Genomic DNA, 25,212 nt, shown 5'->3' on the forward strand with positions numbered 1-25,212 from the left:
AAAATGGAAAATATTACAAAGCTGGAATTAACAAATGAATGGGATAAGACTTTCCCCAAAAGCAAAAAGGTGAATCACCATAAGGTGACATTTCCCAACCGTTATGGTATCACTCTGGCAGCAGATCTCTATGAGCCGAAAGAAGCTGCCCACAAACTGGCTGCTATCGCTATATGCGGTCCTTTTGGTGCAGTCAAAGAACAGGCGGCCGGACTGTACGCACAGACAATGGCGGAGAGAGGATTTCTCACCATTGCATTTGACCCATCCTTTACCGGAGAAAGCGGAGGGATGCCCCGATATATGGCATCTCCGGATATCAATACCGAAGACTTTCAGGCGGCAGTCGATTTCCTTTCCGTACAGGAAAATGTTGATTCGGAACGTATTGGTGTTATCGGTATTTGCGGCTGGGGCGGTCTGGCTTTGAATGCGGCGGCATTGGATACCCGCATCAAGGCGACCGTTGCCTCCACAATGTATGATATGTCCCGTGTCAATGCCAACGGATATTTTGATGCCGAGAACTCCGCCGACGCACGATATGCCAAAAAGAAAGCCTTAAACGCCCAGCGGATTACAGACTATAAAAATGGCAGTTATGCACTGGGCGGCGGTGTTGTTGATCCGCTTCCGAAGGATGCGCCTTTCTTTGTGGTGGATTATCACGATTATTATAAAACGGAGCGTGGTTATCACAAGCGTTCCTTAAATTCCAACGGAGGTTGGAATACCATTGGATGTATGTCTTTTTTAAACCAGCCCATTCTTCAATACAGCAATGAGATCCGCAGCGCCGTTTTGGTGATGCATGGTGAAAATGCCCACTCCTGCTATTTCAGCCGTGATGCATATGCCGCTATGGTGAAAAATAATCCATATATTGACAACAAAGAGCTGCTGATTATTCCCGATACAGTCCATACTGACCTGTATGACGGAGGTGGAAAAGATGCAATTCCGTTTGATAAGCTGGAGCAGTTCTTTCATGAATATTTAAAGTAAACACAAAGAACGGTATTTGAAATGTGTTTCAGCCGCACAAACACAAGCAATTTATAAAAAAATAAACCCTGACAAAAGGTGTCAAGATATGTGTGTTAAATTAAATGCATAGCAGCACAGCTATACAGTAACTTTAAACACATCAGAAAGAAAGAGGTAAAAAATGAAGGAAATGAATCAGAACTTTTGTCAGTGTTGCGGTATGCCTATGGGAGATACCGATGAACTGTTCGGGACCAATGCCGATGGCAGCAAAAATGAGGAATATTGCAGGTATTGTTTTGAAAACGGCAAGTTTACTTTTGATGGTACAATGGAAGAAATGATTGAGGTATGTGTACCAAATATGGCTGCTGCCAACCCCAATATGAGTGAGGAAGAAGCCAGAAAAATCATGCTTGAATGGTTCCCGACACTGAAGCGTTGGAAAAACTAATCCCCGCCGCCTTGTTCAAGCTTCGTTACTTTTTATATCCATGCCAATCACTCCACCGATTGGCATGGATATAAACTCCTTTTTGATGAACAGAAAGTATAAGAAATCTCTTTCACATTTGGAAAAAAGGATCTATGATAAAGCAACGGAAAATCAGAAATTTACAGAGGTATCCTTATGGAATATATCAGAGTAACAAAGGAGAATATCGAAAAAGAACATATATGCTGTGCAATTTCAAACAATAACGATATTCAAGTGTCATCAAAAAAGATTTGGCTGAAAGAACGTTTTGATGAGGGCTTGATTTTCTTAAAAAGCGAACAGCGTGGAAAGTGTTTTATTGAATATATTCCCGCTGAAAATGCGTGGAATCCCATAATCGCAGATGGCTGCATGTATATTGACTGTTTATGGGTGGCCGGCTCGTTCAAAGGACATGGCTATTCAACAGAACTTCTGAATGCCTGCATTGAAGACAGCAAAAGCAAAGGAAAAAAAGGACTGTGCATCTTATCTGCGTCAAAGAAAAAACCATTTCTGGCTGACCCTAAATTCCTAAAATACAAAGGCTTTGCCATTAGTGATGAGGCAGATAACGGTATTCAGCTATGGCATTTGCCTTTTGCAGAAAATGCTTTCTCGCCCAAATTCAAAGAATGTGCGAAGCACCCTCATATTGAAGATACGGGATACGTCTTGTATTACACCAGCCAGTGCCCGTTTAACGCAAAATATGTCCCCATAATCGAAAATATTGCAAAAGAGAAATCAATCAAATTTAAATCCATTCATTTGCAGAGCAAAGAAGACGCACAAAATGCTCCAACGCCAATTACTACCTATGCATTATTTTTAGACGGCAGCTATCTTACAAATGAGCAGATGAACGACAAGAGATTTTTGAAATTGTTAGAAAAACAACCTCCCGTTTTGAAATAACCGCTGCCATAGCAGGCGGCATGCTGAAACAGGAAATCACGGACATACTGCTTCTCCATAACATACCAAAGTGCGTAAATTCTTCAAATATGATTCAGACAAATAAGGCAGAACATCATTGTATGCTCTGCCTGTAATGCTTACAAATACATTTTAGCTGCTTCTTCTGCCAAATGAAACTTCTCCTGGATTTTTCAAACTATGATTTCCATACCATCATAAGCAAATAAAATATTGTCAAGTTCTTTTTCAAGTTCCTTGTAATAGCCATATGATTTTCCCCATATTTCATCAATATGTGTAACTATAATCTTTTTGATTCGATAGTAGTCTTTCAGTTCTATAACCTCATCCAAAGTGAATATTTCATCTTTTAAAGGCGTATCCATAAGCTTCGTTCCATCATTTAATATTCCATCATCAGAAACCATGCTTATAATCAAAATATCTGCATCAAAATATAAATCATTATGAGCAAAAGGTTTTGGATTACAACAGGCATAGATAACCTTTTTTTCATGCTCTTTCAGAATATAAAAAGTAATGTTTCGGCTTGGGTTATTGTTAATTAAGTCTATGTCAATATTATCTATTTTTATATGCGATGTTTCATTAACAGAAATACAGCGAAGAACATCGCCATAATATTTAAAGCAGTCACGGTTCATTTGGTTTATATCTTTGATGACCTCAGGAAGAGCATAAAAGCCAATAGGCATACTTGTTCCATTGATGAAGTCACAACCTATTTTTTCAACAATCCGAATACCCCTGACATGGTCAGGATCCCTATGGGAAATGGAAAGGTGTTTCACTTCCGATATTCCTTGTCTGTTGCAGGCTACCGCAATATCTTCGGGTGTGTCTATCAACATTTTTATATCGTCAATATATAGGCTTGGTCCTAACCGTTCATACCTGCCGCCTTTTCGTCTGGCTTCTTCACAAATTTTACATTTACAAAATGAACTGGGAATAATTGACATGCCGCCGCTGCCAATAATTTTTAATTTCAAATCTTTCACACCACCTTTTACCTTCATTGCAAGGAACAAGAATTCAAGTGAAAATATTTAAACAGTATCGCTGTTACTGCCCCTTTTCACTAATATTTTTCTTATTTCTTTTATTATTCCGGAAGGTGTTGCTTTATCCACAGGCATAAGTTTACTGTACATCCTTACCCCTTGATACGAAAACACAATCAAATCGAATACTGCGGAAATATCCACCTCATTAAATTCATGCCTGTCCATCCCGTATTGCATTAGCTTCTTCCATGTATTTGCTGAAATTAAATATTGTTCATATAACGTATTACTCTGAGTTGCAATATCACGAATGCTAAAATATTCATATATTGCTATGCTTAATGAAGATTGGCTGTCAAGCATTTCATTCTCATACTTGTTTAAAATTTCATCCAAAATAGTTACTGCCGAGCAATTTTGTTCTATTTTTAAATCAATCTCATTATCCTGCTCACTGGTCATATCATCAATAATCTCCTGAAAGATTTGACGTGTGCTTTCGTAATGGCAATACAACCCGCCTCTGCTTAATTTCGCCACATCGCAGATATCCTTCATTGTCACTTGTTTAAAACCTTTCTCTGCAAATAAAGAGCATGCACATTTCTTTATATGTTTCCGTGTTTCCTGTCCTCTTTTATTCATAAGCAATCCAACTTTCCGACACATGTGTCTGAAATTATTATACGACACATGCGTCCGAAAATCAATAAAAAGCGGCAAAGATTTCTCTCTACCGCCATCAATGTCTAAATGTAAATAATCCCCCCGTTCATAATCTCCCTCGCACAAGCCCTTATGTGGTTAAGACGTTGTACCGGCGTACCGTTATGCCCTGTGCCTGTCACTTTCACATTCTTTTATTTTGAATATTTCCCCAGATTACGTCAAAATAAAACGCAAAGCACTCCGCAGATACCAGCCCCCAATCTACGAAAGCACAGTCCGAAAATACCGAAGAAAATTCCCCCCAATCACCCCAACAAGCGTATCCTCCGACATCCCCCGCCCCAAAAGCGCAGCACTAAGCGTCAGCATCTCCCTGTGATTCAGCAAAAGATCATCCTCCTCCACCTGAAAATCAAGCCTCGGCACAGAAGCCGAAAGCCCATTGCACAGATCAAACCCAAAGCCCACATGTTCCTCCCCGGCCACAGACACAAGATGCTCCACATGCCGGCAGAGACACTCCACCGCCTGCTCCCTGGGATAGATTGCAGCTCCGGCAATGGTCCCACAGGCATTCACCCCAATCACACCCCCACGAGCCGCCAAAGCCCCAATCTGATCATCCCGCAGATTCCGATAATTCTCATGCACACTCCAGGCATCCGAATGGCTGGCAACAAAGGGCCTCCTTGCACACCCCAGCACATCCGCAAACCCATCATTATTCAAATGGCTCACATCCACATACATCCCAAGCTCCTCCAGCTTCGCCACAGCCTCCCGTCCAAGCTCTGTAAGCCCCCCTCGAATCTCCAGCATCTCTCCCGCCTTACAGCACCCTCTGGCAAAAGCATTGGGCCGGCTCCAGGTAAGTCCGGCTCCCCTAACCCCCAGATCATAAAAAGCCCGAAGCAGATACAAATCCGTCCCAACCGGATCAAGCCCCTCCAAAGACAAAAGGACCGCAATCCTCCCCTCCCCCAAAGCCGTCTCCAATTCCTCCCGATTCGTCACAACACAAATCACATCCCGAACCGGCTCCAAATCCTCCCGAAGCGCCTCAATCTGCCCCATAGCCACATGAAGCCCCTTCTCCGGCAGATCCCTACTGGACACAAACACCGAAGAAACACAAACATTCACCCCAGCCTCCAAAAAATCCGTAAGATACCGCCGCTCCACCACATCCCTCTCCCCATACAGTCTCCGGCTATACACCTCCGCCGCCAGATCCAGATGCGCATCCACCACCGGATTCTCCTTATGTATGGCTTTCGCCCATTCCAACAAAACCTCTTCCACAGCCAATCTCTCCTTCACAATCAAAATATAATAAAACTTCTTTCAACAACCAGGCTCCGAGACAGGCCGGGCGCTGAGGATTTTCCTATATCCAGTGTCCGGCTGTTTGGCGACTTCTGTCTGATACTGGCGAACTTTGTGCAAGAAATTTCCAGGCGAAGCCATCAAAATCCCTAAATACAAAGTCCGCCAGGAGCAGACCGATGTCGAACAAACCGTCCGAACACAGGATATGGAAAATTCTCAGCGCCCGGCCTGTCTCGAAGCCGTCCACCCCCATACCATCCTATGCCCAATCACCACATTGAGCCACAAAAAACCTTAAGAAACCTTCGGAAACTCCACCGTCACCGTAAACAAATCCGCATTCAGCTCCACCTGAAAGCTCCCCCCGCAAGCCTCCGTAAAGCTCTTAGCAATAGACAGCCCAAGTCCGCTGCCCCCATCCGTCCGGCTCGCATCCCCCCGAACGAATCTCTCAGTAAAATCAACCTCATCGTCAATCTCCACCCCGGAAGTATTCTTAATACTCGCCACAGCCACACTCCCATTATCCGTCAGCGTAAGAAAGATCCGTGACCCGCTAAGAGAATACTTAAGAGCATTCTGAATCAAATTCTGAAACACCCGATAAAGCCTCTGCCCATCCGCCAGAATCATCACCGGCGTCTCCGGAATCACAGTCTTCATAGCCAGCCCGCTTTCCGAAATCTGTACATTCATATCCGCCAGCGTCTGCCACAGAAGCTTGCCCAGATCCAACCGTTCCAGATTCACCGGAAGCTGATTAGAAGCCGCCTTGCTTATCTCAAACACATCCTGCACCATAGTTTTAAGCCTCTCCGACTTCTCCCCAAGAATCTGCACATACTCCTTCACATGCTCCGGCAAATCCTCTTCCTGCTTAAGAAGCTCCACATAACTCACAATCGAAGTAAGCGGCGTCTTAATATCATGGGACACATTGGCAACCAACTCCACTTTCATGCGCTCACTCTTGGTCTGCTCCCGAAGAGCCATCTCCATCCCCTGCTGGATTTCATTAAGATTCTCCGCAGCCGTTTTCAGATCCGCATCCTCCGGCAGAGCCAGTCTCTCAGTCAAATTTCCCTCCCGAACCGCCGCAATCTGATCCGACAAAGCTCCCAGATCCTGAGCCAGCTCCTTATTCCTCCGCAGATTCCATACTCCAACCAGCAGAAAACAAATACCAAAAAATACCGCAAACAACAGCAACACAAGAATCTGAGCCGTTAAATAATACGTGCTGCAGTAAAGAACCGCCGCAAAAACGGCAAATACGCAAAACAACACTGCCAAAACAAACACCTGACAATACCGTTCCACCATCCGTTTCTGCACGGAAAGCTTCAATTCTTTCGTCCGCATACTCCGAATCACCGGTCCCAAAAGAGACTTCCGATTCCCCTTATTGGTACGCAGATCCACCACGCCCAGATAAATCATCCAAAATGCAGCCGTTAAGAACGAACCTCTGGCCACAAACCTGCCGGCATAATAGCCCAGCTCCTCCATGTTCATGTAGATGCCATCCTCATAGATCCAGATAAGCTCCTGAAGAATCTCTCTCCCTCCTATAAGCAAAAACCCAATCGGAATTCCCACAAACAGCAAAACCTTCGGCTCCAGCCAGATATGACCCAGAAATCTCCCAATGGCACCATCCGCCAGACGCTTGTCTTTCCGCAGCAAAACCGCCAGGGTCAGCAAAAAGAGGGCCGCAATAAGCTGCCATTTGACCGCCTGATACCTCTCATAACGGTACGCCTGGTTCTTCTGCATCCAATAAAGCCCTCCCCTGTTACAAACAGCACCATATTCCGAATAATCTCCCGTAATATAAAGCTTCGGATTCCTGGCTGCCGCCATAAAAATCACGGCATCCTTAGCAGATTCATCCACATTAAAATTGGTATAGCCGGGTACATACCAGAGACTGTCCTCCGTGTATACACCGTCCCCATAGACATCCAGCTCCTCCCCGTCCTTGCTGATACGAACCTTACCATCACCCTTCTCGTTATACCACAGACAGAAATTATACTCTTCCTCTGCCGGCAGGCAGCTCTGAAAGTCCGGGTTGTTCAATTCTGCACCTATCCGTGGCTCTAACTGCTCCATATTGGTATAAAGAAGCTTTCCCTGGTAAATCACCGCATAGCGAAGATTCTTGTCCCTGGCATATTCTTTCATGTAAGCTTCCAGAGCCTCTTTCTGATCCCTGGGCCTGCTGTAGTCCGATATATCGTACTCTCTGCGTATTGCATCCCAGGTATCATCCGCTATGCCATACTCTCTTTGTATCTCATCCCAGGTGTCCTCCGAAGCATCGGCCTCCTCTTCAGCAATCTCATCTAAATATACCCGTTCCGCCTCCTGCACCTCAGTAGTTGTCTCCCATGGATAGCCCCACCACCCGTTTCCATAATATCCGTCATAAAAATAATAGCTGTCACCAGCGTAGGTCACGCCATAATTATTCCAGCCCTTACCGCCAGTTGCCACCCCAAGAAGCTCCTCCAGACGGCTGGACATATACATACGGAAATCCGCCTGCTCCTGGTAATCGGTTCCCATACGGCTTTTAAAGCTGTCCGGGCTGCTGCCAATGAGACTGAGCATAGACAGGAAATTTCCAAGCAACAGGGTCATACCCACAAAAAACGCCGTAAAACTAACAATGATTCTCAATTTTCTCCATTTTGTATCCAATTCCCCACACCACCTTTAAATATTCTGGCTCCTTAGGATTGAGTTCGATTTTTTCCCGAATGCGCCGGATATGCACCATCACCGTATTTTCCGGTGCAAAGGCGTCTTCCTCCCAGACCCTCTGGTAAATCTCCTCCGCCGGAAAGATCCGCCCCCGGTTCCGCATCAAAAGCTCCACAATCTTCGTCTCCGTAGCAGTAAGCTTCACCGGCTCCCCGTCCGCATAGAGGGTGCGCTCCTCCATGCGGTAACAGAGACGTCCGTTGCGTATCACGTCTGCCTGCTGCTGTGCGTGGATATCACCCAGAGACGTGTACCGTCTCAGATGGCTTTTCACCCGGGCCGCCAGCTCCTGGGGATTAAAAGGCTTGGACACATAGTCGTCCGCTCCCATGGAAAGCCCCAGAACCTTGTCGGTATCCTCACTCTTGGCGCTCAGGACGATAATGGGCAGATTCTTCCGCTCCCGAATCTTCATAACTGCAGACAGGCCATCCAGCTTCGGCATCATCACATCCATAATGATAAGCCGCACCGGATGCTCCGCCACAAGCTCCAGAGCCTCCATGCCGTCATAAGCCTTCAGCACCTGGTAGCCCTCCTTTTCCAGCAGAAGCCCAATGGCCTTAACAATCTCCCGGTCGTCATCCACCACCAGCACACATTCGTTCATTATCGTTCTCCTTCCTTATGCATGGACTGTCGCAAAATAAGACAACAGGCTTTTCCAATATCCAGTGTCCGGCTGTTCACGAACGCTCTGTTTGATATGGGCAGACATTACCTCAAATACTTTCTTAATCGCAAAACGCTCCAGGTAATGTCTGTACAGAGCAAACTGAGTGTACGTGAACCGTCCGAACATGGGATATGGAAATGACTGATGGCTTATTTTGCGGCAGCCACATCCTTCAAGCCTGTATTTATGGTAGGAAATATTTCTTACAAAAGAATCGTGGTATTTCTTACAGATTTCTTACAATGAAAAAATCCTTTTCTCCGTAGCAGAAAACTAAGTTCAAAGATGTCCCCTGCACTACCAGACCAGCCGCACGTCAGCCTTGTTGGCCGGATTCACCGTAACCGTAACCTCCTCGATCCCCAGGGCATCAAAGGATACAAGCCGTCCCTCCTTTAGATTTTCAAGGAGCAGATCCTTTGCCTCCATCATCAGCTCCACATCATCATCCTCAGCAACCCAGCGTGTCAGCAGCACAACCTCATTATACTCTTCTTCCCACTTGGGAAGGGGTACGGTCCGTTCTTTATTGTAGGTTACACAAAAGCGAACGGTATTTTCCGGAACCCTGGCATCCGTCAGCACCTCATCCTGCTCCCAGTTATACCAGCCAGTGATAAAGGCCCTTTCCTCCCCCGGCTCAAATTCCACATCAAAATTCTCTGTCCGCATATCGGTTTTTCCCAGCAGTTCCTTTCCTCCGTAGGACAATGCGGTAAATTCCGTAAACAGAACCCCCGCACCGATTCCGGTCAACAGAACGCCTGCTGCAAATACGCCAATCAAAATTATATGAAGCTTTCTCATACTTTGCCTCCCATTCCAGTTCCGTAATTCCCCTTTCCAGTACCCTGTATCTAGAACGATTTCCGGTCACAAAATGCATGTGTCCGTAAATCGTTCTGGCACTTCCAAGGAGAATTACTATTTTTATATTCCAGTTCCGTAATTCATTTACAGTTAAATTTTCTCATCCATTGCTTTTTCTTCCGGGTCTGCCTGCTCTTCCATTAATTCCGTCTCTTCACCGGCAGCTTCCTCTTCTTCCGCCTTTTCCTCTTCCCGACTTATCTCTGCCTCCCTATTGGAAACGCCCTTTTTCTTTCGTATAAGCAGACTGAACGAACCGCAGGACAGCGCCCCAAAGCAGAGCATTCCGCCCAGGCAGATAAGCAGGATTCCCACAACCGGATATCCCTGTGGAATCAAAACCACCCCTGCCCCCAGGCCCATTAGCGTAAGCATTGCAAAGAAGCCAAAGAGTACGGCCATAAACAGCCAGGTCAGATTCCAGAACAATCGCAGCCACCAGATACAAAAGGCTACAAACAGATTCCATGCTGCTTTGATTCCCTGAAAAACGGCTGAGAGAAAACTTCTCTTTGGCTTTTGCCTCATCTCTATGCCCTTTTCTATCAGAACCCTTTCCTTTCCGCCCTCCATTTGCTCCGAAACAATCTGTTCATGCTCTCCATTCACATAGGTTTCATTATGTAACACCCCTGTCTCTCCATACATAAATTCATCTCCTGTCCCATTTAAAACCTTTTTCCTGAAAAATGGCCTTACCATCCAGGCTGCCGTCATCCGGCATTTACCGGCACACCATTGAAAGCCCCGACGGATTCCATGCATACAGGCCACAAACTTACCCTTCAGAAAGCCTCCCATTTTCCGAAAACTCTTTCCTGCGTCCACTATCTTAATCCCTTTCATATCCAGTCGACGAGACGAAGACTTTTCATCAAATTCCGGTTTCACATGATAAGCCTCCAATATCTCCGCCGCCAGCTCCCGCATAGGACCGAAATCCCGTATGGCTTCCTCCTCACTCAAGCCCTTTTGAAGCTTCATGTCTATGTGCTGTGCATATTCCGCCAGAATATCCTCCTGCTCCTGGTCCTCAAGAATCCGGAGGTACCCACGCAGATCTTCCAAAAATGTCTCTTTATTCATATTCCTTTCCCTCCTTCAAAAATCGGCAGACCTTTGTCTGAAATTCTTCCCACTCCGCCTCCAGAGAATCCCGATAGAGAATCCCCGCCGCAGTCAGATGGTAATACTTCCGGGGCGGCCCCTCAGAAGATTCCCGCAAATAAGTTTCAAAATAACGCTCATTGGTCAATCGTTTCAGGAGCGGATAGATCGTCCCCTCATTCACATCAATCACCTGGGAGACCTCCTCCACCAGCTCATATCCGTACATGTCCTTTTTACGCACAGATTCCAGAACAATAAGCTCCAATACCCCTTTTTTAAATTGTGGATTCATGTACTCTCCATTCCCGTTCCGTATCCCATGTACAGCATCCCCTGATTTAGATGCATTTCCGTCCACAAAACCTTGCGCCCATAAATCCACCCAGACACCATCCAAGGTATACTAATTTCCATTCCAGTTTCCTATCCCCTTCATTATCCGGTTCTGCTATTAGATTACACCAACTACTATGTATTGTCAAGTACTAATATTTTAAAAATAGCCATCGCCCATTTTCCCCATTGACAGACATGTCTAACAATGTTAGACTATACACGTCTAATACCATTAGACAAACCAACAACTTCATATGTACCAAAAGCTTACCGGCGGAGGGGAGGAGGGCCGCCCCGAGCAGGAGTTATCCTAAGGGGTACCAAGCAAGGCTTGGTGGATTCCTTAGGATCTAGGTGGCGGTACCTGCCCGCAGCCTACACAGCCTTCCGTATCCCCCAAAATGTAACAAAGCGCCCCATACAAAAACAAACATAACCCAGGAGGCCAACATGAACCCCTACAAACTAGGAGAAATGGAACAAAAATTCGCAGATTTAATTTGGACCCACGCCCCCATCACCTCAAAGGAACTAACAACCCTCTGCGAACAATCCTTCAACTGGAAGCGAACCACCACCTACACAATGCTAAAACGCCTCTGCCTGCGAAATCTCTTCGAAAACGTAAACGGCACCATTCAAATAAAAACATCCAAAGAAGACTTCCAGGCAGCCCAGGGAGAACAATTTTTAATAGAAAACTTTGACGGCTCTCTCCCCCGCTTCCTCACCGCATTTTCCAAAAGAAAAAAACTAAGCAGACAGGAGATCGCAGATCTCCGAAAGCTGATTGAAGAATATGAAGAAGAGGTGGACGACAAATGATGGAACAATTATTTATTTCTATCCTAAATATGAGCCTTACAGCCAGCGTGATCATTTTAGCCATGCTCATAGTCCGCCTGTGCTTTCGCAGCGCCCCAAGAAGCTTTTCCTACATCCTGTGGGCCGTAGTGCTGTTCCGTCTGCTCTGCCCGGTGTCCTTTTCTTCCAGCCTCTCCTTCGTGGGTATTTTTGCAAAAGAAGCGGTAAATGACGGACGGATGGAATATATTCCGGAGGACATCGGCTACCAGATGGAGCCGAAAGTCAGCCTCCCGGTTCCGGGCATCAGCGACGCTGTAAATGACACGCTTCCGCCCGGCAATCCTGCAGGCTCCGTAAATCCCCTGCAGGTTGTACTTTTTATCGGAATGTGGATCTGGATTCTTGGTATGGCAGTCATGGCGTTCCGCAACGCCCTGTCCCTGTTTTTCCTAAAAAAGAAGCTAAGAACCGCCCTTTGGGAAAAAGAAAATATTTACCGAATGCCCGGAAAAGGAACGCCCTTTGTATACGGCATCCTTCGCCCCCGCATCTATCTCTCCCAGGCCCTCACACCAGAGGAAGAATGCTATATGCTTCTTCACGAGCAGATTCATATCCGCCGAAGAGATCCCCTGTTCCGGACCCTGGCTTATGTGGCTCTCTGCATCCACTGGTTTAATCCGCTTGTCTGGCTGGCCTTTTCCTTAAGCGAAAAGGATATGGAAATGTCCTGTGACGAAGCCGTAATCCGTCAAATCGGAAGCAGTGTAAAAAAGGATTACTCCGCTTCTCTCTTAGCCCTGGCTTCCGGCCACCGTATAATAAAAGGAATTCCCCTTGCCTTTGGAGAGGGAGACACAAAGCAGCGAATTGAAAACATTCTTCATTACCGAAAGCCCGCCCGGATTCTAATCATTGCTGCTGCCATTGCCTGTGTCACCCTTGCAATACAATTTCTTGCTTATCCAACGGATGAAACCGATTCCGCCGCCGGGGAAAATACATTTTACGGCATAGTTGCTTACGAAGATTCCCATGGAGAGACACTTCCCCTGGTAGTCCGCATTCCCCGTTTCGGTGATGTGGAAATTCCGGAAGCCGACAGCATCGAGCCTTACATTGAAATAGATTTTAACGGCCTGGAAGCCGGAGATCTCATCCGGATTACATTTCCAAAGGGGGAAGAAATCTCCGTTATGGAAACCTATCCCGCCCAGTTTTCCCAAAAGGCCGAGAAAATCGAGATCATGGGCCGGGGACCCTTTGCCCTACAGCCTGCCGAGGAAAACCGGTATCGCTTTACCGTACCCCTTGGGATGGCGCCCGACGCCCGGCCCGGGGATATGCTGAATATCTACCGGCAGACGGAGGATAAGAACGGCCAGGTACAGAATGAGGAATTCTTAAACTCTGTAGAGGTTCTGGAGGTAATTCCGGAAACTTATCAGATCTGGGTGAATATGTCACCTGAGGAAGTGGAGGGATTTTTATCGGAATTTGGCTTTGGGCTTCGGTGCGAGCTTATAAAGCAGGATTCGGAAGAGACGCAGGGACAGGCAAAGCCTTCTGGCAGCGAGAGTTCTTCCCCTGGATCCCAAGATGAAATGCTGTTAGATATGTCCGTTCCCTATCTGTCCCGGTCGGATCTGGAAACGCTTCTGGCAAGGGCAGATTTGAACGGGACATTCCGGCTGAACATCCAAAGCATTGCCCGGAGTGCCCGGGGAATTGACCGCTATGTGATCGATATGTTTACGGAGGATTCCATAGACGAGCTTCCCTTTCTTGCATTTTCAGAGGACTGTGTTTTCCGGGTAAACCGGGAGATGAATTCTATCCGTTACGAAGATGTGGACTTTGACGAATTCGTAAAGCTTGCTGAGGATGGATTTTCCTGGATCAATCCTCTGTGCACCCTGCATTTTCAGGATAATGTAATTACTTATGCAATTCTGGAAAGCGCATGGTACGGCTCTGGCATTACTTATGAGCCATTTGTCCCGGATACCTGGTATGAGGACATCTTAAGCTTTCCGGAAATGGAGGGAATTGATCCTCTGGAAACCTATTATACCCAGGCGTACAATGTAAAGGAAGACTTTGGGGATGGCGCCGGAACGGAAACGGCGGAGGTATATACGGGGAATATCGGGGACGGTGACAGCGGAATCGTACTTTTTAAAAATGAAAACGGAGACATTCTCTACTCAGAGGGCGCCCACACCGCCCGGGCCGGATGGAACAATATTTATCTGGGGGAACTTAATGGAACGCCGTTTCTCATGAGAGTGCATATAGAGGATCGGGATACCTATGGCGGGTATGATTATCAGGTGTTCCGCCTGGGCGAACAGGGGGAGATTCTTCAGATTGCCGGCAGCTCCTTTACCTTTGACCAGGATCGGATTCCCTATGACGAGGAAATCTTCAGCCAGTGGAAAGGGCAGATGGATGCTTATCTGAACCAATGTCAGTTATTGCTAAGCACCCAGGACGGGGAGGTACGGACGGAGTAGTCCGTGCCTCTTCCATTTTGGATTTTGCTGCGCCGTTCAAACGGAAGTGCCAGCACATCTGCCGATACCCTTTAAGAATATAGCCCCGGAACCATATATTCAAAAATATCAGGATACGTAACCAGCGTCACATTCCCCAATTCATTCGCCTTATCCCTGCAGCCCTTCGTGTATCCGGTCTTTGCAAACAAATAAAGCCAGACCTTATGGTAATGGAACAGCCGGCTTCTTTTTTCCAGCTTCTCAAGAACTCCCACATCCACTTTCTCATTTGTCCATTTACATTCCCCAAACAGAGCACAATCCTTGTCCTGCTCTCCCATAATATCAATCTCCGTCTGGCTGTACGTGGACGGATCGGTTCCCCACCAACGGCCAAGATCATTGAACTCCACCTGCGATTCTCCATTCAGAAGCAGCTTCCAGAGATACTGCCTGCAGATCTCTTCAAACACATTTCCCATATAGTCTGACAAATGCGGCTCTATCCGCTTATAAGCCAGCTCCACCGCTCCACGAACAATAATGGATTGGTTCTCCGGCACAAACCGATACCAGAACCGAAACATGTTATCATCAATTGTATAGATTGATTTTCGAGATGTCTTTTCACCGTAAGGTGTTTCCTTTTTGAGCAGCCCCAGCGCTGTCAAATTTTTCAGATAGGCAGTGCAGACACTCGTATTTTCTCCTACTTTTGTAGAGATCTCTGCCATTCGGGATGCGCCGTTGGCAATCGCAGTAATAATGGCGTTATAAAGGGCAGGCTCCCGGACCTCCTGCTTCAGCAGATTTTCCGTTTCTTCAAAAAGTGATGAGGCGGAATTTAAAAACGTATTCTTAATGTTATCCTCCACACTCAGCCTGTCGTTCATTTGCAAAAGATACTGAGGTGTTCCGCCTGCAATGCCGTAAATCAGAGCCACATCCTCACGGGTAAAGTTCTTGAAATACCGGCAAGTATCCGCAAAATCAAAGGGCAATATCTTCATCTGCGCTGTTCGTCTGCCATAAAGCGGCGCTTTGTAGGCCAGTACCTGATCCTCCATATAGGACATAGAAGATCCGCAGAGAATCAGCATCAATCTTGAATTATTTTTGTATTTATCAATTAAAAGCTGCAGGGTGGAAGCAAGACTTTTGGAAGAGCGGGCCACATAGGGATACTCATCTATGGCAAGTATCAGGCGCTCCTTTTCTGCCAGCTTAAAAACATACTCCAAAGCTGCCTGAAAAGATACAAAAGCGGTTTCCGCTTCAATGCCTGCCCCAAACTCCATGACATTTTTACTAAAGTTCTCCAGATTCTGCTTGACGTTGCTCTCCACTCCCATAAAATAGATCGCTTTTTTGTCCTTGATAAATTGATTAATAAGGGCAGTTTTTCCCACCCGCCGGCGGCCATAGAGCACCGCAAACTCAAATTTATCTGAAGCGTACAATCGATTTAAAGAAGCCAGTTCACGATCTCTGCCAATAAACATCCCCTAACCTCCCAAGATTCTTTCCTGCCTATACTATAACATACCGTTTTTATTTAGTCAATTACGTTTTAGTAATTTATACATTACCAAATTACACATTAGTAATTCTTGACTTGCAAACAATATGCCTTATATGGCTCCTTATCACAGAAGCATATAAGGCATATATCTATTCTATGCTCTTTCCACACTCTTATACCTGTCTTCTCGTAGTCCATACTTGAAGTTCCCGTGCAAATTTTCGAGGATATTTTCTTGTGTGTGCAAGTTCAGAAGATGGGACATAACGGACTGCTAGCTGCTTGCCTCCTCCGCATCCAGCCCCAGCAGCTTGCAGAAATTCCCATACAAAATCTTCTCCATTACGTCTTCTCCCAGATCAAAGCGCAAGAGCTGCTCCACCGCATCCTTAGGCTTCCACATGGGAAAGTCCGAGCCAAAGAGGAACCGTTCCGGACCGAAGCGGTCAAACATGCGGTATACCAGTTCCTCAGATACCAGCGGAATCGTACTGGAGGTATCATAGAGAACATTCTCCGGCTGGGGATGATTCAACGATCGCTCCCAGATGGTCCATCCCCCGAAATGAGCGGCAATCACCTTCAAATCCGGCACCTTTCTAAGGAGATTCGTCAGGCGCTTGGGTGAGGAATAATCATAGCGGTCATCCCCCATATGGAACAGCACCGGAAGTCCTCTTCTGGCTATGGAACGATACATATCAATTCCACAGGAGGCATCAATGGGAACCCTTTGAAAATCCGGATGAATCTTAAGCCCCCGAAGCCCCAGCTCCTCCATCCGGTCCAACTCCTCCTCATAGCCCTCCATCCCCGGATAGAGAGAGCCAAAGCCCATAAAACCGGGATGCTCATGGGCTGCCTGGGCCAAAAAGGTATTAATATTGCGAACCTGCTTGGGCGTGGTGGCGGAATTGCTTATCACACAACGGCTGATGCCGGCCTCTGCAAGCTCATTGACCAGACGCTCCGTACTCGCAATAGTATAAGCAGTTTTGTCGTAAAATTCACCGATGGAATGCGCCGCCTTTTCCGCCAGCTTATCTGGAAATACGTGTATATGAATATCTGCTATCTTCATAAATGTTTCTTCCTTCTCTGCCACAGAGGATAAAACAAGTCCCTTTTCGTCCGTGACCTTATTAACACATTTGCCATAACTGCATTTACGAAAACATATCATTCATTCAGATAACGGAATGATTACATCTCTTCCTCAATCCGAATATTATCTCCGTCCTTAAGCTCCTGCTGAAACAATCCCTGAATCCCATTGACCATAAGAACAATCCGTCCTTTAGGCTGCTTCAAATCAATTCCGGAATACTGAATCATATCCATCAGAAAATAAGGCGTCCCATCCGCTTTTCTGGGCAGAGTAATGGGCAGGCCATTCAGATGAAAATGTATCTCCGGAGGCTGCACAGGCGCTTTTTCCCCTTTTGCAGCCTCAGAGCCGGAAGATACCGCCTCCAAAACAGAGCGTTGCGCAAAATTCCCCTGAGGATTCAGCACCGGCTTCGGTGCCTCTTCCGGCTTCACATCATCCGCTGTCTTGGTCGCTTCTCCCCCACTTAACGGTTCACCGGATTTTTCAACGGCTTCCGCCGGCTCCGGTACGACTGTCATGTCCGGCTCTGCCGCCCTCCTTGGCACAGCTATCCTTTCTGGTTCTGCTGCCCGCTCTGGCACAACTGTTTTTTCCGGCTCTGCTGCTCTATCTGGCACAACTGTCTTTTCCGGCTCTGCTGCTTTCTCTGACGCAACCGCCCTTTCCGGCTCCGTTCCTTCTTCCGGCTCAGGCACAGCATCCGATTCCACAGTTCCTTCGGTTTCTGCAGCTTCCTCCGGCTCCGCATCCTCACCCGGACACCTCATCACAATCACATCGCCCATTTTCAGCTGTGTTTCCAGATCCGCAGGTATTCCATTGAGGGTCAGCTCCACAGCATCCGCCGCCCTGTCAATATCTCCAAGGCTCGCCTTAGCGGACACTCCCGAAACAGCCGGAGTAAAATCAATCTCATCCCCTGCCTGGATAATCTCTGACAGCCGCCCTTCCTTTTTATTAATAAACAGCGCAGCAGGCTCCACCGGTGTTCCGTAGAACACTTTCCGCTTTCCATTCACTGTCACAACCAGATTCGCACCGCTGCGTCCCATAATATCCAAAAAGCTGTAGCCGTTCATCATCAAAAGATTGAGGGCCGTAAAACTGCCGCTTCGGAACAGATTCGCCGGTCTGCCATTTAAAAGCACACGGAAGCTGGCATTAATAAGATTCAAGCCCGAAGAAACCACAATCCCAAGAGGTGTCGCATATTCCGGATTGTTCAGGTCATATTCATCGGAAAATGCACTGGTCCGGAAATTATTGCCCGCAATGGCTACACGCTTGGCATCCATCTGCAAAGCCGCCGTCAAGCCCTCCTTAAGCCCCGTAAGCTTACTGCCGCCTCCTGCCAGAAACAGCGCCGAGGGCGGATTCCCATTAATTTCCAATATCTTCTCCGCAATCTCCCTGCAAAGAAGATCCGTGGTGTCCTGTATACACTCCAAAAGCTCATCCCTGGAAATCGTCTGCTCAAAGCCCAGAATATCCGTAAAGGTGATTTCCTCCTCCTGGTCCGCCTGAGCCTTCATAGATTCCGCCATCTGAAAATCCACCAGATATTCCTTCATCAAGGTCTCCGTCACCTCATCGCCTGCCACGGTAGCCATAGTATAGCCGGTCACACTTCCGTCCGTGCAGGCCGCAATGTCCGAGGTCCCGGCGCCAATATCCACCATTACCAGATTTAAAAGCCGCAGATTGGCCGGAATCGCCGCATTGATAGCAGCAATAGGCTCCAGGGTGATGCTCGCCACCTCCAGCCCGATCTTGTTCATAGTAGTATAGAGACTTTCCACTACCTCACTTGGCAGGAAGGTGGCTATGAGATCCACCTTCACGCTCTTTCCCCGGTGATCCTTCAGACTGGAAATCATATATTTATCCAGATAATACTGACACACCGTATAACCCACCAGATAAAACCGGCGGTTGTCCTCCATAGCCCGGTTCTCCGCATCAAAAACTTCCTCTGCCTTGCTGATGGCTCCTGCCTCCAAACGGCTGATGATCTCGTCATCAATAAGCTCCTTTCCCGAAACCTCCATCTCAAATTCCGCCCGTTTGGTCCGAAGAGCCCTTCCAGCCGCCGCCACGCACACACGCTCCAGCTTAAAATGAAGCTTGCTCTCAAGCCTCTGCTTCACCTTTCCGGCCAGAGCCGCTACCTTATCTATATTCTCGATCTGTCCATCGATCATCGCCCGTTCCGCATGCTCTTCCCTTTCAATCGCAATGATCCGGACCTTTTCATTCTCCACGGTTCCCACCATTCCGATAATGCTCCGGGTTCCGATATCCAGAGCAAAAATAGTCTGTTCCGCCTGTATCTGTGCCTTTTTTACCTGTACTGCCGCCATGCTTTCCCTCCTGCGTCATTGGAGCAGGCCTTTTGCCTGCCCTCACAGCTTTTCTACACACCATTATAGTAAAATCTGATTTCAATGTAAATGTTTTTCTACGGGAAACTTCTATACAAAATTTTAAGCTTGTTAATTTTAATATCTTAACCATATAGCCCCATATCAATCGGCAAAGTGATTAGCGCAGGTCTGAAAAATGACTTTTGTTCTTAAACCTTATGCAAGAAATAGTTTCTCCAATATTCAAATTCAAAAATACAGCTATTGCAATATCAAATAGAAAATTACATCCATAACTGCAATCCGGCTTTTATTATAATACTTAAAAAGCCACGGGAATCTGTCAAATACAATCTGTATTGACATTTCCTATGGCTTAAATTCAAAAAATTCTTTATTCCTATCTACATCTTCTTAATCCGCTCCAGCGCCGCCAGTGTATTTTCATAGGAGCCGAAGGCTGTCAGCCGGAAATATCCTTCTCCGCTAGGACCAAAGCCGGAGCCAGGCGTTCCTACTACACCGGCTTTTTCCAGAAGATAGTCAAAGAATTCCCAGGAGGTCATATTGCCCGGTGTTTTCAACCAGATATAGGGGGCATTAATTCCTCCGGATACAGTGTAGCCAGCACTCTTAAGACCCTCCCGGATGGTTTTGGCATTCTTCATGTAGTAGGCCACCTGTTCCTTTAGCTGAGCTTTTCCCGCCTCGGAGTAGACAGCCTCTCCCGCCCGCTGGATGATGTAGGGAGCCCCATTGTATTTGGTTCCATGACGTCTTGCCCACAATGCATGAAGAGACACATCTCCGCATTTCAAGTCCTTGGGGATGACTGTATAACCCAGACGCACTCCTGTAAAGCCTGCATTCTTGGAAAAGCTTTTCAGCTCAATGGCACAGTTCAAAGCTCCTTGGCATTCGTAGATGGTATGGGGCACATTTTCCTCGGAAATATACGCTTCATATGCTGCATCGTAGATAATCACGGCCCCTGCACGGTTGGCATAATCTACCCATACCTGCAATTGCTCCTTTGTGATAGTGGAACCGGTGGGATTATTGGGGAAACACAGGTAAATAAGATCCGGTGTCTCCTTTGGAAGCTCCGGAGCAAAGCCATTCTCTTCCAAACAGGGCATATAGATCACGTCGCTCCACATTTCCGTTTTGGCATCGTAGGTTCCTGTTCTGCCTGCCATGGCATTGGTATCCACATAAACGGGATACACGGGATCGCAGACCGCAATCTTATTATCCAGGCTGAAAATCTCCTGAATATTACCGGAATCACATTTTGCGCCATCACTCACAAAGATTTCGTCCGCTTTGATGTCCGCTCCCCGGGCTTGATAGTCTTCCCTGGCAATGGCATTTCTTAAAAATTCATAGCCCAAATCCGGCGCATAACCCCGAAAGGTCTTTGCATCCCCCATCTCGTCTACAGCCTTATGCATAGCCTCCAGAATCGCCGGAGCCAAAGGCTGGGTCACATCTCCTATGCCCAAACGAATGATGCTCTTTTCCGGGTGCTCTGACGAGTAAGCCGCCACCTTCTTGCCAATAGTAGAAAAAAGATAGCTGCCCGGCAGTTTTAAGTAATTGTCATTAATTTTATACATGGTATTTCCTCCTATTCTAAGTTCCGTAATATCCCATCAATACACCCCAATCTAAATCAATTCCCAGCCACAGATGCATGCGTCTGTAAATTGATTTGTGCATTGATGGGATATTACTGATTAAGTTGCTACGCACTGGTTCCGCAGCATTTCCAAATCAATCTCTCCCTGAAAGACCTCTGCCGCAGGGCCTGTCATATATACACAGTTATCCTCCTCACTCCAATCAATCCGTAAGTCTCCCCCAAGAAGCCGGACCGTAACGCTGCGTCCTGCAAAGCCGTTCAAAGCCGCAGCCACCGCTACCGCACAAGCTCCTGTTCCACAGGCCATGGTTTCGCCGGAGCCTCGTTCCCACACACGCATTTCCAGGGTTGCTCTATCAATAATACGCACGAATTCTGTGTTCACTCGGTCCGGAAAACGCTCATGTTTCTCAAACTTTGGACCTAGCTTTTCCAACTCCAAGCCCTTTACATCCTCCATAAAAACAACTGCATGAGGATTTCCCATAGATATACAAGTCATTTTGTAGGACTTTCCATCAACACAGACAGGTTCCGCCACCAGCCGTTCCCCCTCCCCGACTACCGGAATCAGTGCCGGTTTTAAGATAGGTTCTCCCATATTCACCCGTACCTGTGATACCTTTCCATCCGTCACCGTCAGCTTCAGATACTTCACTGCACCTCCGGAAAGAATTTTTAAGTCCGTCTTGTCCGTCAAGCCGTGATCATACACATATTTTGCCACACAGCGGATTCCATTGCCGCACATTTTTCCGTAGGAACCGTCCGCATTGTACATAGCCATCTCAAAGTCCGCTTCTTGTGAAGGCTGAATAAGAATCAAACCATCTCCTCCGATGCCTTTATGCCGATCACTCACCAGCCGGGCTGTTTCCTCCGGATTCTTTAAGGGTTCCTTTGTGCAGTCAACATAGACATAATCATTGCCGATTCCATGCATTTTTGTAAACTTCATTTTTCTCTCCATTTTAGTTCCGCAGAACTTATACAGTGCACTGTCTAAGTTCCGCTGTTTTAAATACTCCAGTTCCGCAGAACTTTAAAAGTTCATAATACTTAATACCATCTGCGCCGTTTCTATCAGATTGGTGCCGCTGTCCATGCTGCATTTTTGAATATATCGGTGGGCCTCTTCCTCACTCATATGATTTCGTTCCATAAGCAGGTGCTTGGCCTCCCAAAGTATCTTTTTCTCTTCCTCTGAGCGCACTTTGGGTTTCAGCCGAAGACGCTTTTTCCGTCGGGCAATCTGCTCCCCCATCAGATCCAGCGTATTTAAAAGCTCCCGCACCTTGATCGGCATTGCAACACACATGAGAGAGGGATCATAACATTCACCCAATACCCGCTGCGAAGCTACCAGCAGCATCTCAAAATGGGAGGGAAGGGCGGCCCTCAGTTCTGAATAAATCATATCCGGATATTTATAACCACAGACCAGAATTCCATCATCCAGAGCATTGGCCTGTGTCAATGCCTGCGCCCCCGTAGTGCAGACCGCTGACACTTGAAATCCATGCCGCACCAGAAGGCTGCGCACATTTCCGGCATCCTCTGCCTTTGGAAACAATACAATGATATTCATTATGCGCCCCTCCTAATCTCGTTTTGTAAAGCATTAAATCCGATACAGATAGCTGTCAAGCTCCCAGGCAGATACCTGAGTACAATATTCCTCCCACTCCCTGCGCTTTGCCTGAATGTAACTGCGGCTGACTTTTTCTCCTAAAACCTTCATCACCAAAGCATCCGCTTCCATGGCATCAAGAGCTTCCTCCAGGCTTCGGGGCAGCGCCTCAATTCCTTTGGCCTTCCGTTCCCCTTCTGCCATCCGGCGGCTGTTTCGATCCACCGGTTCCGGCGGCATAATATGCTCCCGAATTCCCTCTAATCCTGCTGCCAGACATACGGCCAGCGCCAGATAGGGATTGCAGGAGGGATCCGGACTGCGCAGTTCAATCCTTACGTTCTCACCCCGCTGAGCAGGAATCCGAATCAATTGCGCACGGTTTACCGCAGACCATGCCACATAGCCCGGAGCCATATAGCCCGATGCCTGCTGGGCCGGAAACAGGCGCTTGTAGGAATTTACCAAGGGATTGGTGATTGCCGTAATCCCCTTGGCATGCTTCATAATTCCGCCGATAAAATAGTACGCCTCTTTGCTTAAGCCATTGGGATCCTTGTCATCCTGAAACATATTTCTCCCGTTTCTGGACAGAGACATATTGGTATGCATACCGGAACCATTCTCACCGGTTTTCGGCTTCGGCATAAAGGTAGCGTGAAGTCCGAACCGTCTTGCGATAGCCTTTACCGCCAGTTTAAAGGTCATAATGTGATCCGCCGTCAGCATTGCCTCGCCATAACGAAAATCAATCTCATGCTGAGCAGAGGCTACCTCATGGAAAGAGGATTCTACCTCGAAATCCATTTCCTCCAGGGTCATAACCATATCACGCCTTGCATTTTCACCCAGATCAATGGGGCTCATATCACAATATCCGGCCCGTTCATGGCTGAAGGTCGTAGGCTCCCCATTATCATCCGTATGAAACAGAAAAAATTCACATTCCGGCCCCACATCGAACTGATAACCCATATCTTCCGCTTCTTTTAAAACCTTTTTTAAAATATACCTGGGATCACTCTCATAGGGAGTTCCGTCCGGTCTTTTTATATCACAGATCAGACGGGCAACCTTCCCCTGCTGAGGCCTCCATGGAAATATTACAAAGGTATCCAGATCCGGGCACAGAAACATATCCGTATCATTATCATCCACAAATCCATCTACACAGGAACCGTCAAATACATAATTATTATCCAGCACTCGTTCCAGCTGGCTCACAGTGATAGCCGCATTTTTCAGATTGCCGTATAGATCCGTAAACTGCAGGCGAATAAACTCCACGTCTTCCTCCTCTACCAGCCTGAGAATATCTTTTTTTGAATAACGGCTCATTTCATCTCTCCTTTCCTATCCGTGCTTTTTTACATAAAGCTTTTAAGATGCAAAAAAAGGCGCTCTTTCCCTATATTGAACGCCTTTGCTCTGTTTCAAAATATAGCAGTTGCCGGGGACTTTGTCAATAGAAAGATCCGGCCCCATCTTACTCCTTGCAGGAAAAATCAGAACGCTGTATAATACAAAAGAGCTGTTGCAATGTCTGCTACAGCTCCTGCCTTTAGATCGGAGTAACAGGATTTGAACCTGCGACCTCTCGGCCCCCAGCCGAGCGCGCTACCAAGCTACGCCATACTCCGTTACGTGCGAATATTATTGTATGCGATTTTGCGCCATTTGTCAAGTGCATATTTTATATTATCAACACATATAATGAAAGCGACACCCATTAGGAGGTACACCTATGATACAGCATTACCCCTTTGAAGTACTGCCGCTCCCTTATCTTTATGATTCCCTGGAGCCTTATATCAATATGGAAACCATGTTTTTTCATCATTCCAAGCATCTTGCAGCCTATGTAGACAATCTCAATACCCTGCTTAGGCCATATCCCCAGTTTCATGAGTGGACTCTGGAACGGCTGATTCTGGAAAACCAGGCTCTTCCGGAGGATATCCGCAAAAAGGTCTGGAACAATGCCGGGGGTGTCTATAACCATCAGCTCTATTTTGCCGCAATGTCCCCCAACTCCACCCAGCTCACAGGCAAGCTGAAAGATGCCCTTCTGCTGGATTTCGGAACCTGGGAAAGTTTTTATGAGACCTTCTTCCAAATGGCCCTGGACCTTTTCGGTTCCGGCAATCTGTGGCTTGCAGCCGACGAAAGGGGCAAGCTGGTGATCCTTCCTCTGCCCAATCAGGATACCCCGCTTCCCAAGAACCTTAACCCCATTTTGAACCTTGATGTGTGGGAACACGCCTACTATCTGGAATACCAGAATCTTCGGGGAGAATACATCCACAACTGGTTCCACATCATCAACTGGACGGAGGCCAGACGCAGATATGAAAAAGCCTTGTTTAATAACCTGCTGTGCCAAAAGACACAGCCCTCAGCGCTTCCGCCAAAGGGAAGCAAAAGTGAAATGATCGGGGAATAAGCCTTATGGCCTTTCCCCAT

Annotated in this window: 22 protein-coding genes, 1 tRNA gene and 1 pseudogene; 6 read left to right on the forward strand and 18 right to left on the reverse strand. The window is 47.0% G+C overall.

What is annotated here, in order from left to right:
* Positions 1-3 precede the first annotated feature (3 nt).
* From VSQ61_RS08665 to VSQ61_RS08675, 3 genes are all read left to right on the forward strand, one after another.
* Positions 4-1,005 (forward strand): alpha/beta hydrolase, encoded by a 1,002-nt coding sequence (locus VSQ61_RS08665; protein WP_334344043.1) that lies wholly within the window; start codon positions 4-6, stop codon positions 1,003-1,005.
* Between the two features lie 172 nt (positions 1,006-1,177).
* Positions 1,178-1,441 (forward strand): zinc ribbon domain-containing protein, encoded by a 264-nt coding sequence (locus VSQ61_RS08670; protein ID WP_350340157.1) that lies wholly within the window; start codon positions 1,178-1,180, stop codon positions 1,439-1,441.
* A 177-nt stretch (positions 1,442-1,618) separates the two neighbouring features.
* Positions 1,619-2,383 carry an N-acetyltransferase gene (locus tag VSQ61_RS08675; RefSeq protein ID WP_334344045.1) on the forward strand — a complete coding sequence of 255 codons (765 nt, stop codon included), beginning with the start codon at positions 1,619-1,621 and terminating at the stop codon, positions 2,381-2,383.
* Positions 2,384-2,577: 194 nt separating this feature from the next.
* Here the strand turns inward: VSQ61_RS08675 and VSQ61_RS08680 are convergent, their stop codons facing one another.
* The 10 genes and pseudogenes from VSQ61_RS08680 to VSQ61_RS08725 all read right to left on the reverse strand — a co-directional run bounded on the left by VSQ61_RS08680 (position 2,578) and on the right by VSQ61_RS08725 (position 11,251).
* Entirely contained in the window at positions 2,578-3,399 is an 822-nt protein-coding gene (locus VSQ61_RS08680; RefSeq protein ID WP_334344135.1) for an MBL fold metallo-hydrolase, read from the reverse strand.
* A 57-nt stretch (positions 3,400-3,456) separates the two neighbouring features.
* Entirely contained in the window at positions 3,457-3,876 is a 420-nt protein-coding gene (locus VSQ61_RS08685; protein WP_334344138.1) for a hypothetical protein, read from the reverse strand.
* 21 nt (positions 3,877-3,897) lie between these two features.
* Positions 3,898-4,083 (reverse strand): annotated as a pseudogene (locus VSQ61_RS08690) (TetR/AcrR family transcriptional regulator); the annotation flags it as partial.
* 261 nt (positions 4,084-4,344) lie between these two features.
* A complete protein-coding gene (locus tag VSQ61_RS08695; RefSeq protein ID WP_334344046.1) occupies positions 4,345-5,385 on the reverse strand; it encodes a dipeptidase in 1,041 nt (346 codons plus the stop codon).
* 321 nt (positions 5,386-5,706) lie between these two features.
* Positions 5,707-8,118 (reverse strand): sensor histidine kinase, encoded by a 2,412-nt coding sequence (locus VSQ61_RS08700; RefSeq protein ID WP_334344047.1) that lies wholly within the window; start codon positions 8,116-8,118, stop codon positions 5,707-5,709.
* Positions 8,081-8,791 carry a response regulator transcription factor gene (locus tag VSQ61_RS08705; RefSeq protein WP_334344048.1) on the reverse strand — a complete coding sequence of 237 codons (711 nt, stop codon included), beginning with the start codon at positions 8,789-8,791 and terminating at the stop codon, positions 8,081-8,083. The genes VSQ61_RS08700 and VSQ61_RS08705 overlap by 38 nt, the downstream gene beginning before the upstream one ends.
* Positions 8,792-9,154: 363 nt before the next feature.
* The gene (locus VSQ61_RS08710) at positions 9,155-9,664 is read right to left on the reverse strand and encodes a hypothetical protein (protein WP_334344049.1); all 510 of its coding nucleotides are present in this window, start codon (positions 9,662-9,664) and stop codon (positions 9,155-9,157) included.
* Positions 9,665-9,817: 153 nt separating this feature from the next.
* Complete coding sequence (locus VSQ61_RS08715; RefSeq protein ID WP_334344050.1) at positions 9,818-10,813, reverse strand: DUF1700 domain-containing protein; 996 nt, start codon at positions 10,811-10,813, stop codon at positions 9,818-9,820.
* A complete protein-coding gene (locus VSQ61_RS08720) occupies positions 10,806-11,129 on the reverse strand; it encodes a PadR family transcriptional regulator (protein WP_334344051.1) in 324 nt (107 codons plus the stop codon). Before VSQ61_RS08720 ends, VSQ61_RS08715 begins: the two co-directional genes overlap by 8 nt.
* Positions 11,126-11,251: a hypothetical protein gene (locus VSQ61_RS08725; protein ID WP_334344052.1), complete on the reverse strand. Its 126-nt coding sequence runs from the start codon at positions 11,249-11,251 to the stop codon at positions 11,126-11,128. The genes VSQ61_RS08720 and VSQ61_RS08725 overlap by 4 nt, the downstream gene beginning before the upstream one ends.
* 372 nt (positions 11,252-11,623) lie before the next feature.
* On the opposite strand from VSQ61_RS08725, the gene VSQ61_RS08730 reads away from it, so the two are divergent.
* Both VSQ61_RS08730 and VSQ61_RS08735 read left to right on the forward strand, forming a co-directional pair.
* Positions 11,624-11,998, forward strand: coding sequence for a BlaI/MecI/CopY family transcriptional regulator (locus VSQ61_RS08730; RefSeq protein ID WP_334344053.1), 375 nt, complete (start codon positions 11,624-11,626; stop codon positions 11,996-11,998).
* Positions 11,995-14,496: a M56 family metallopeptidase gene (locus tag VSQ61_RS08735; protein WP_334344054.1), complete on the forward strand. Its 2,502-nt coding sequence runs from the start codon at positions 11,995-11,997 to the stop codon at positions 14,494-14,496. The genes VSQ61_RS08730 and VSQ61_RS08735 overlap by 4 nt, the downstream gene beginning before the upstream one ends.
* 71 nt (positions 14,497-14,567) lie before the next feature.
* Here VSQ61_RS08735 and VSQ61_RS08740 read toward each other — a convergent pair whose 3' ends face one another.
* The 8 genes from VSQ61_RS08740 to VSQ61_RS08775 form a co-directional block, all read right to left on the reverse strand.
* Complete coding sequence (locus VSQ61_RS08740; RefSeq protein ID WP_334344055.1) at positions 14,568-15,980, reverse strand: ATP-binding protein; 1,413 nt, start codon at positions 15,978-15,980, stop codon at positions 14,568-14,570.
* 294 nt (positions 15,981-16,274) lie between these two features.
* Entirely contained in the window at positions 16,275-17,081 is an 807-nt protein-coding gene (locus tag VSQ61_RS08745; protein ID WP_334344056.1) for an amidohydrolase family protein, read from the reverse strand.
* A 122-nt stretch (positions 17,082-17,203) separates the two neighbouring features.
* Positions 17,204-19,471 (reverse strand): cell division FtsA domain-containing protein, encoded by a 2,268-nt coding sequence (locus VSQ61_RS08750; RefSeq protein WP_334344057.1) that lies wholly within the window; start codon positions 19,469-19,471, stop codon positions 17,204-17,206.
* Positions 19,472-19,878: 407 nt separating this feature from the next.
* Complete coding sequence (locus VSQ61_RS08755; RefSeq protein WP_334344058.1) at positions 19,879-21,093, reverse strand: LL-diaminopimelate aminotransferase; 1,215 nt, start codon at positions 21,091-21,093, stop codon at positions 19,879-19,881.
* A gap of 120 nt (positions 21,094-21,213) precedes the next feature.
* Positions 21,214-22,077 (reverse strand): diaminopimelate epimerase, encoded by an 864-nt coding sequence (dapF, locus tag VSQ61_RS08760; protein WP_334344060.1) that lies wholly within the window; start codon positions 22,075-22,077, stop codon positions 21,214-21,216.
* Between the two features lie 84 nt (positions 22,078-22,161).
* Complete coding sequence (locus VSQ61_RS08765) at positions 22,162-22,710, reverse strand: ANTAR domain-containing response regulator (RefSeq protein WP_334344136.1); 549 nt, start codon at positions 22,708-22,710, stop codon at positions 22,162-22,164.
* Positions 22,711-22,740: 30 nt separating this feature from the next.
* A complete protein-coding gene (glnA, locus tag VSQ61_RS08770; RefSeq protein ID WP_334344061.1) occupies positions 22,741-24,087 on the reverse strand; it encodes a type I glutamate--ammonia ligase in 1,347 nt (448 codons plus the stop codon).
* Positions 24,088-24,315: 228 nt separating this feature from the next.
* Positions 24,316-24,389, reverse strand: a tRNA-Pro gene (locus VSQ61_RS08775).
* Positions 24,390-24,493: 104 nt separating this feature from the next.
* Here VSQ61_RS08775 and VSQ61_RS08780 point away from each other — a divergent pair.
* A complete protein-coding gene (locus VSQ61_RS08780) occupies positions 24,494-25,192 on the forward strand; it encodes a superoxide dismutase (protein WP_334344062.1) in 699 nt (232 codons plus the stop codon).
* The last annotated feature ends 20 nt before the right edge of the window (positions 25,193-25,212 follow it).

Source organism: Candidatus Merdisoma sp. JLR.KK006 (assembly GCF_036941035.1).
Taxonomy (GTDB): Bacteria; Bacillota; Clostridia; order Lachnospirales; family Lachnospiraceae; genus Laedolimicola.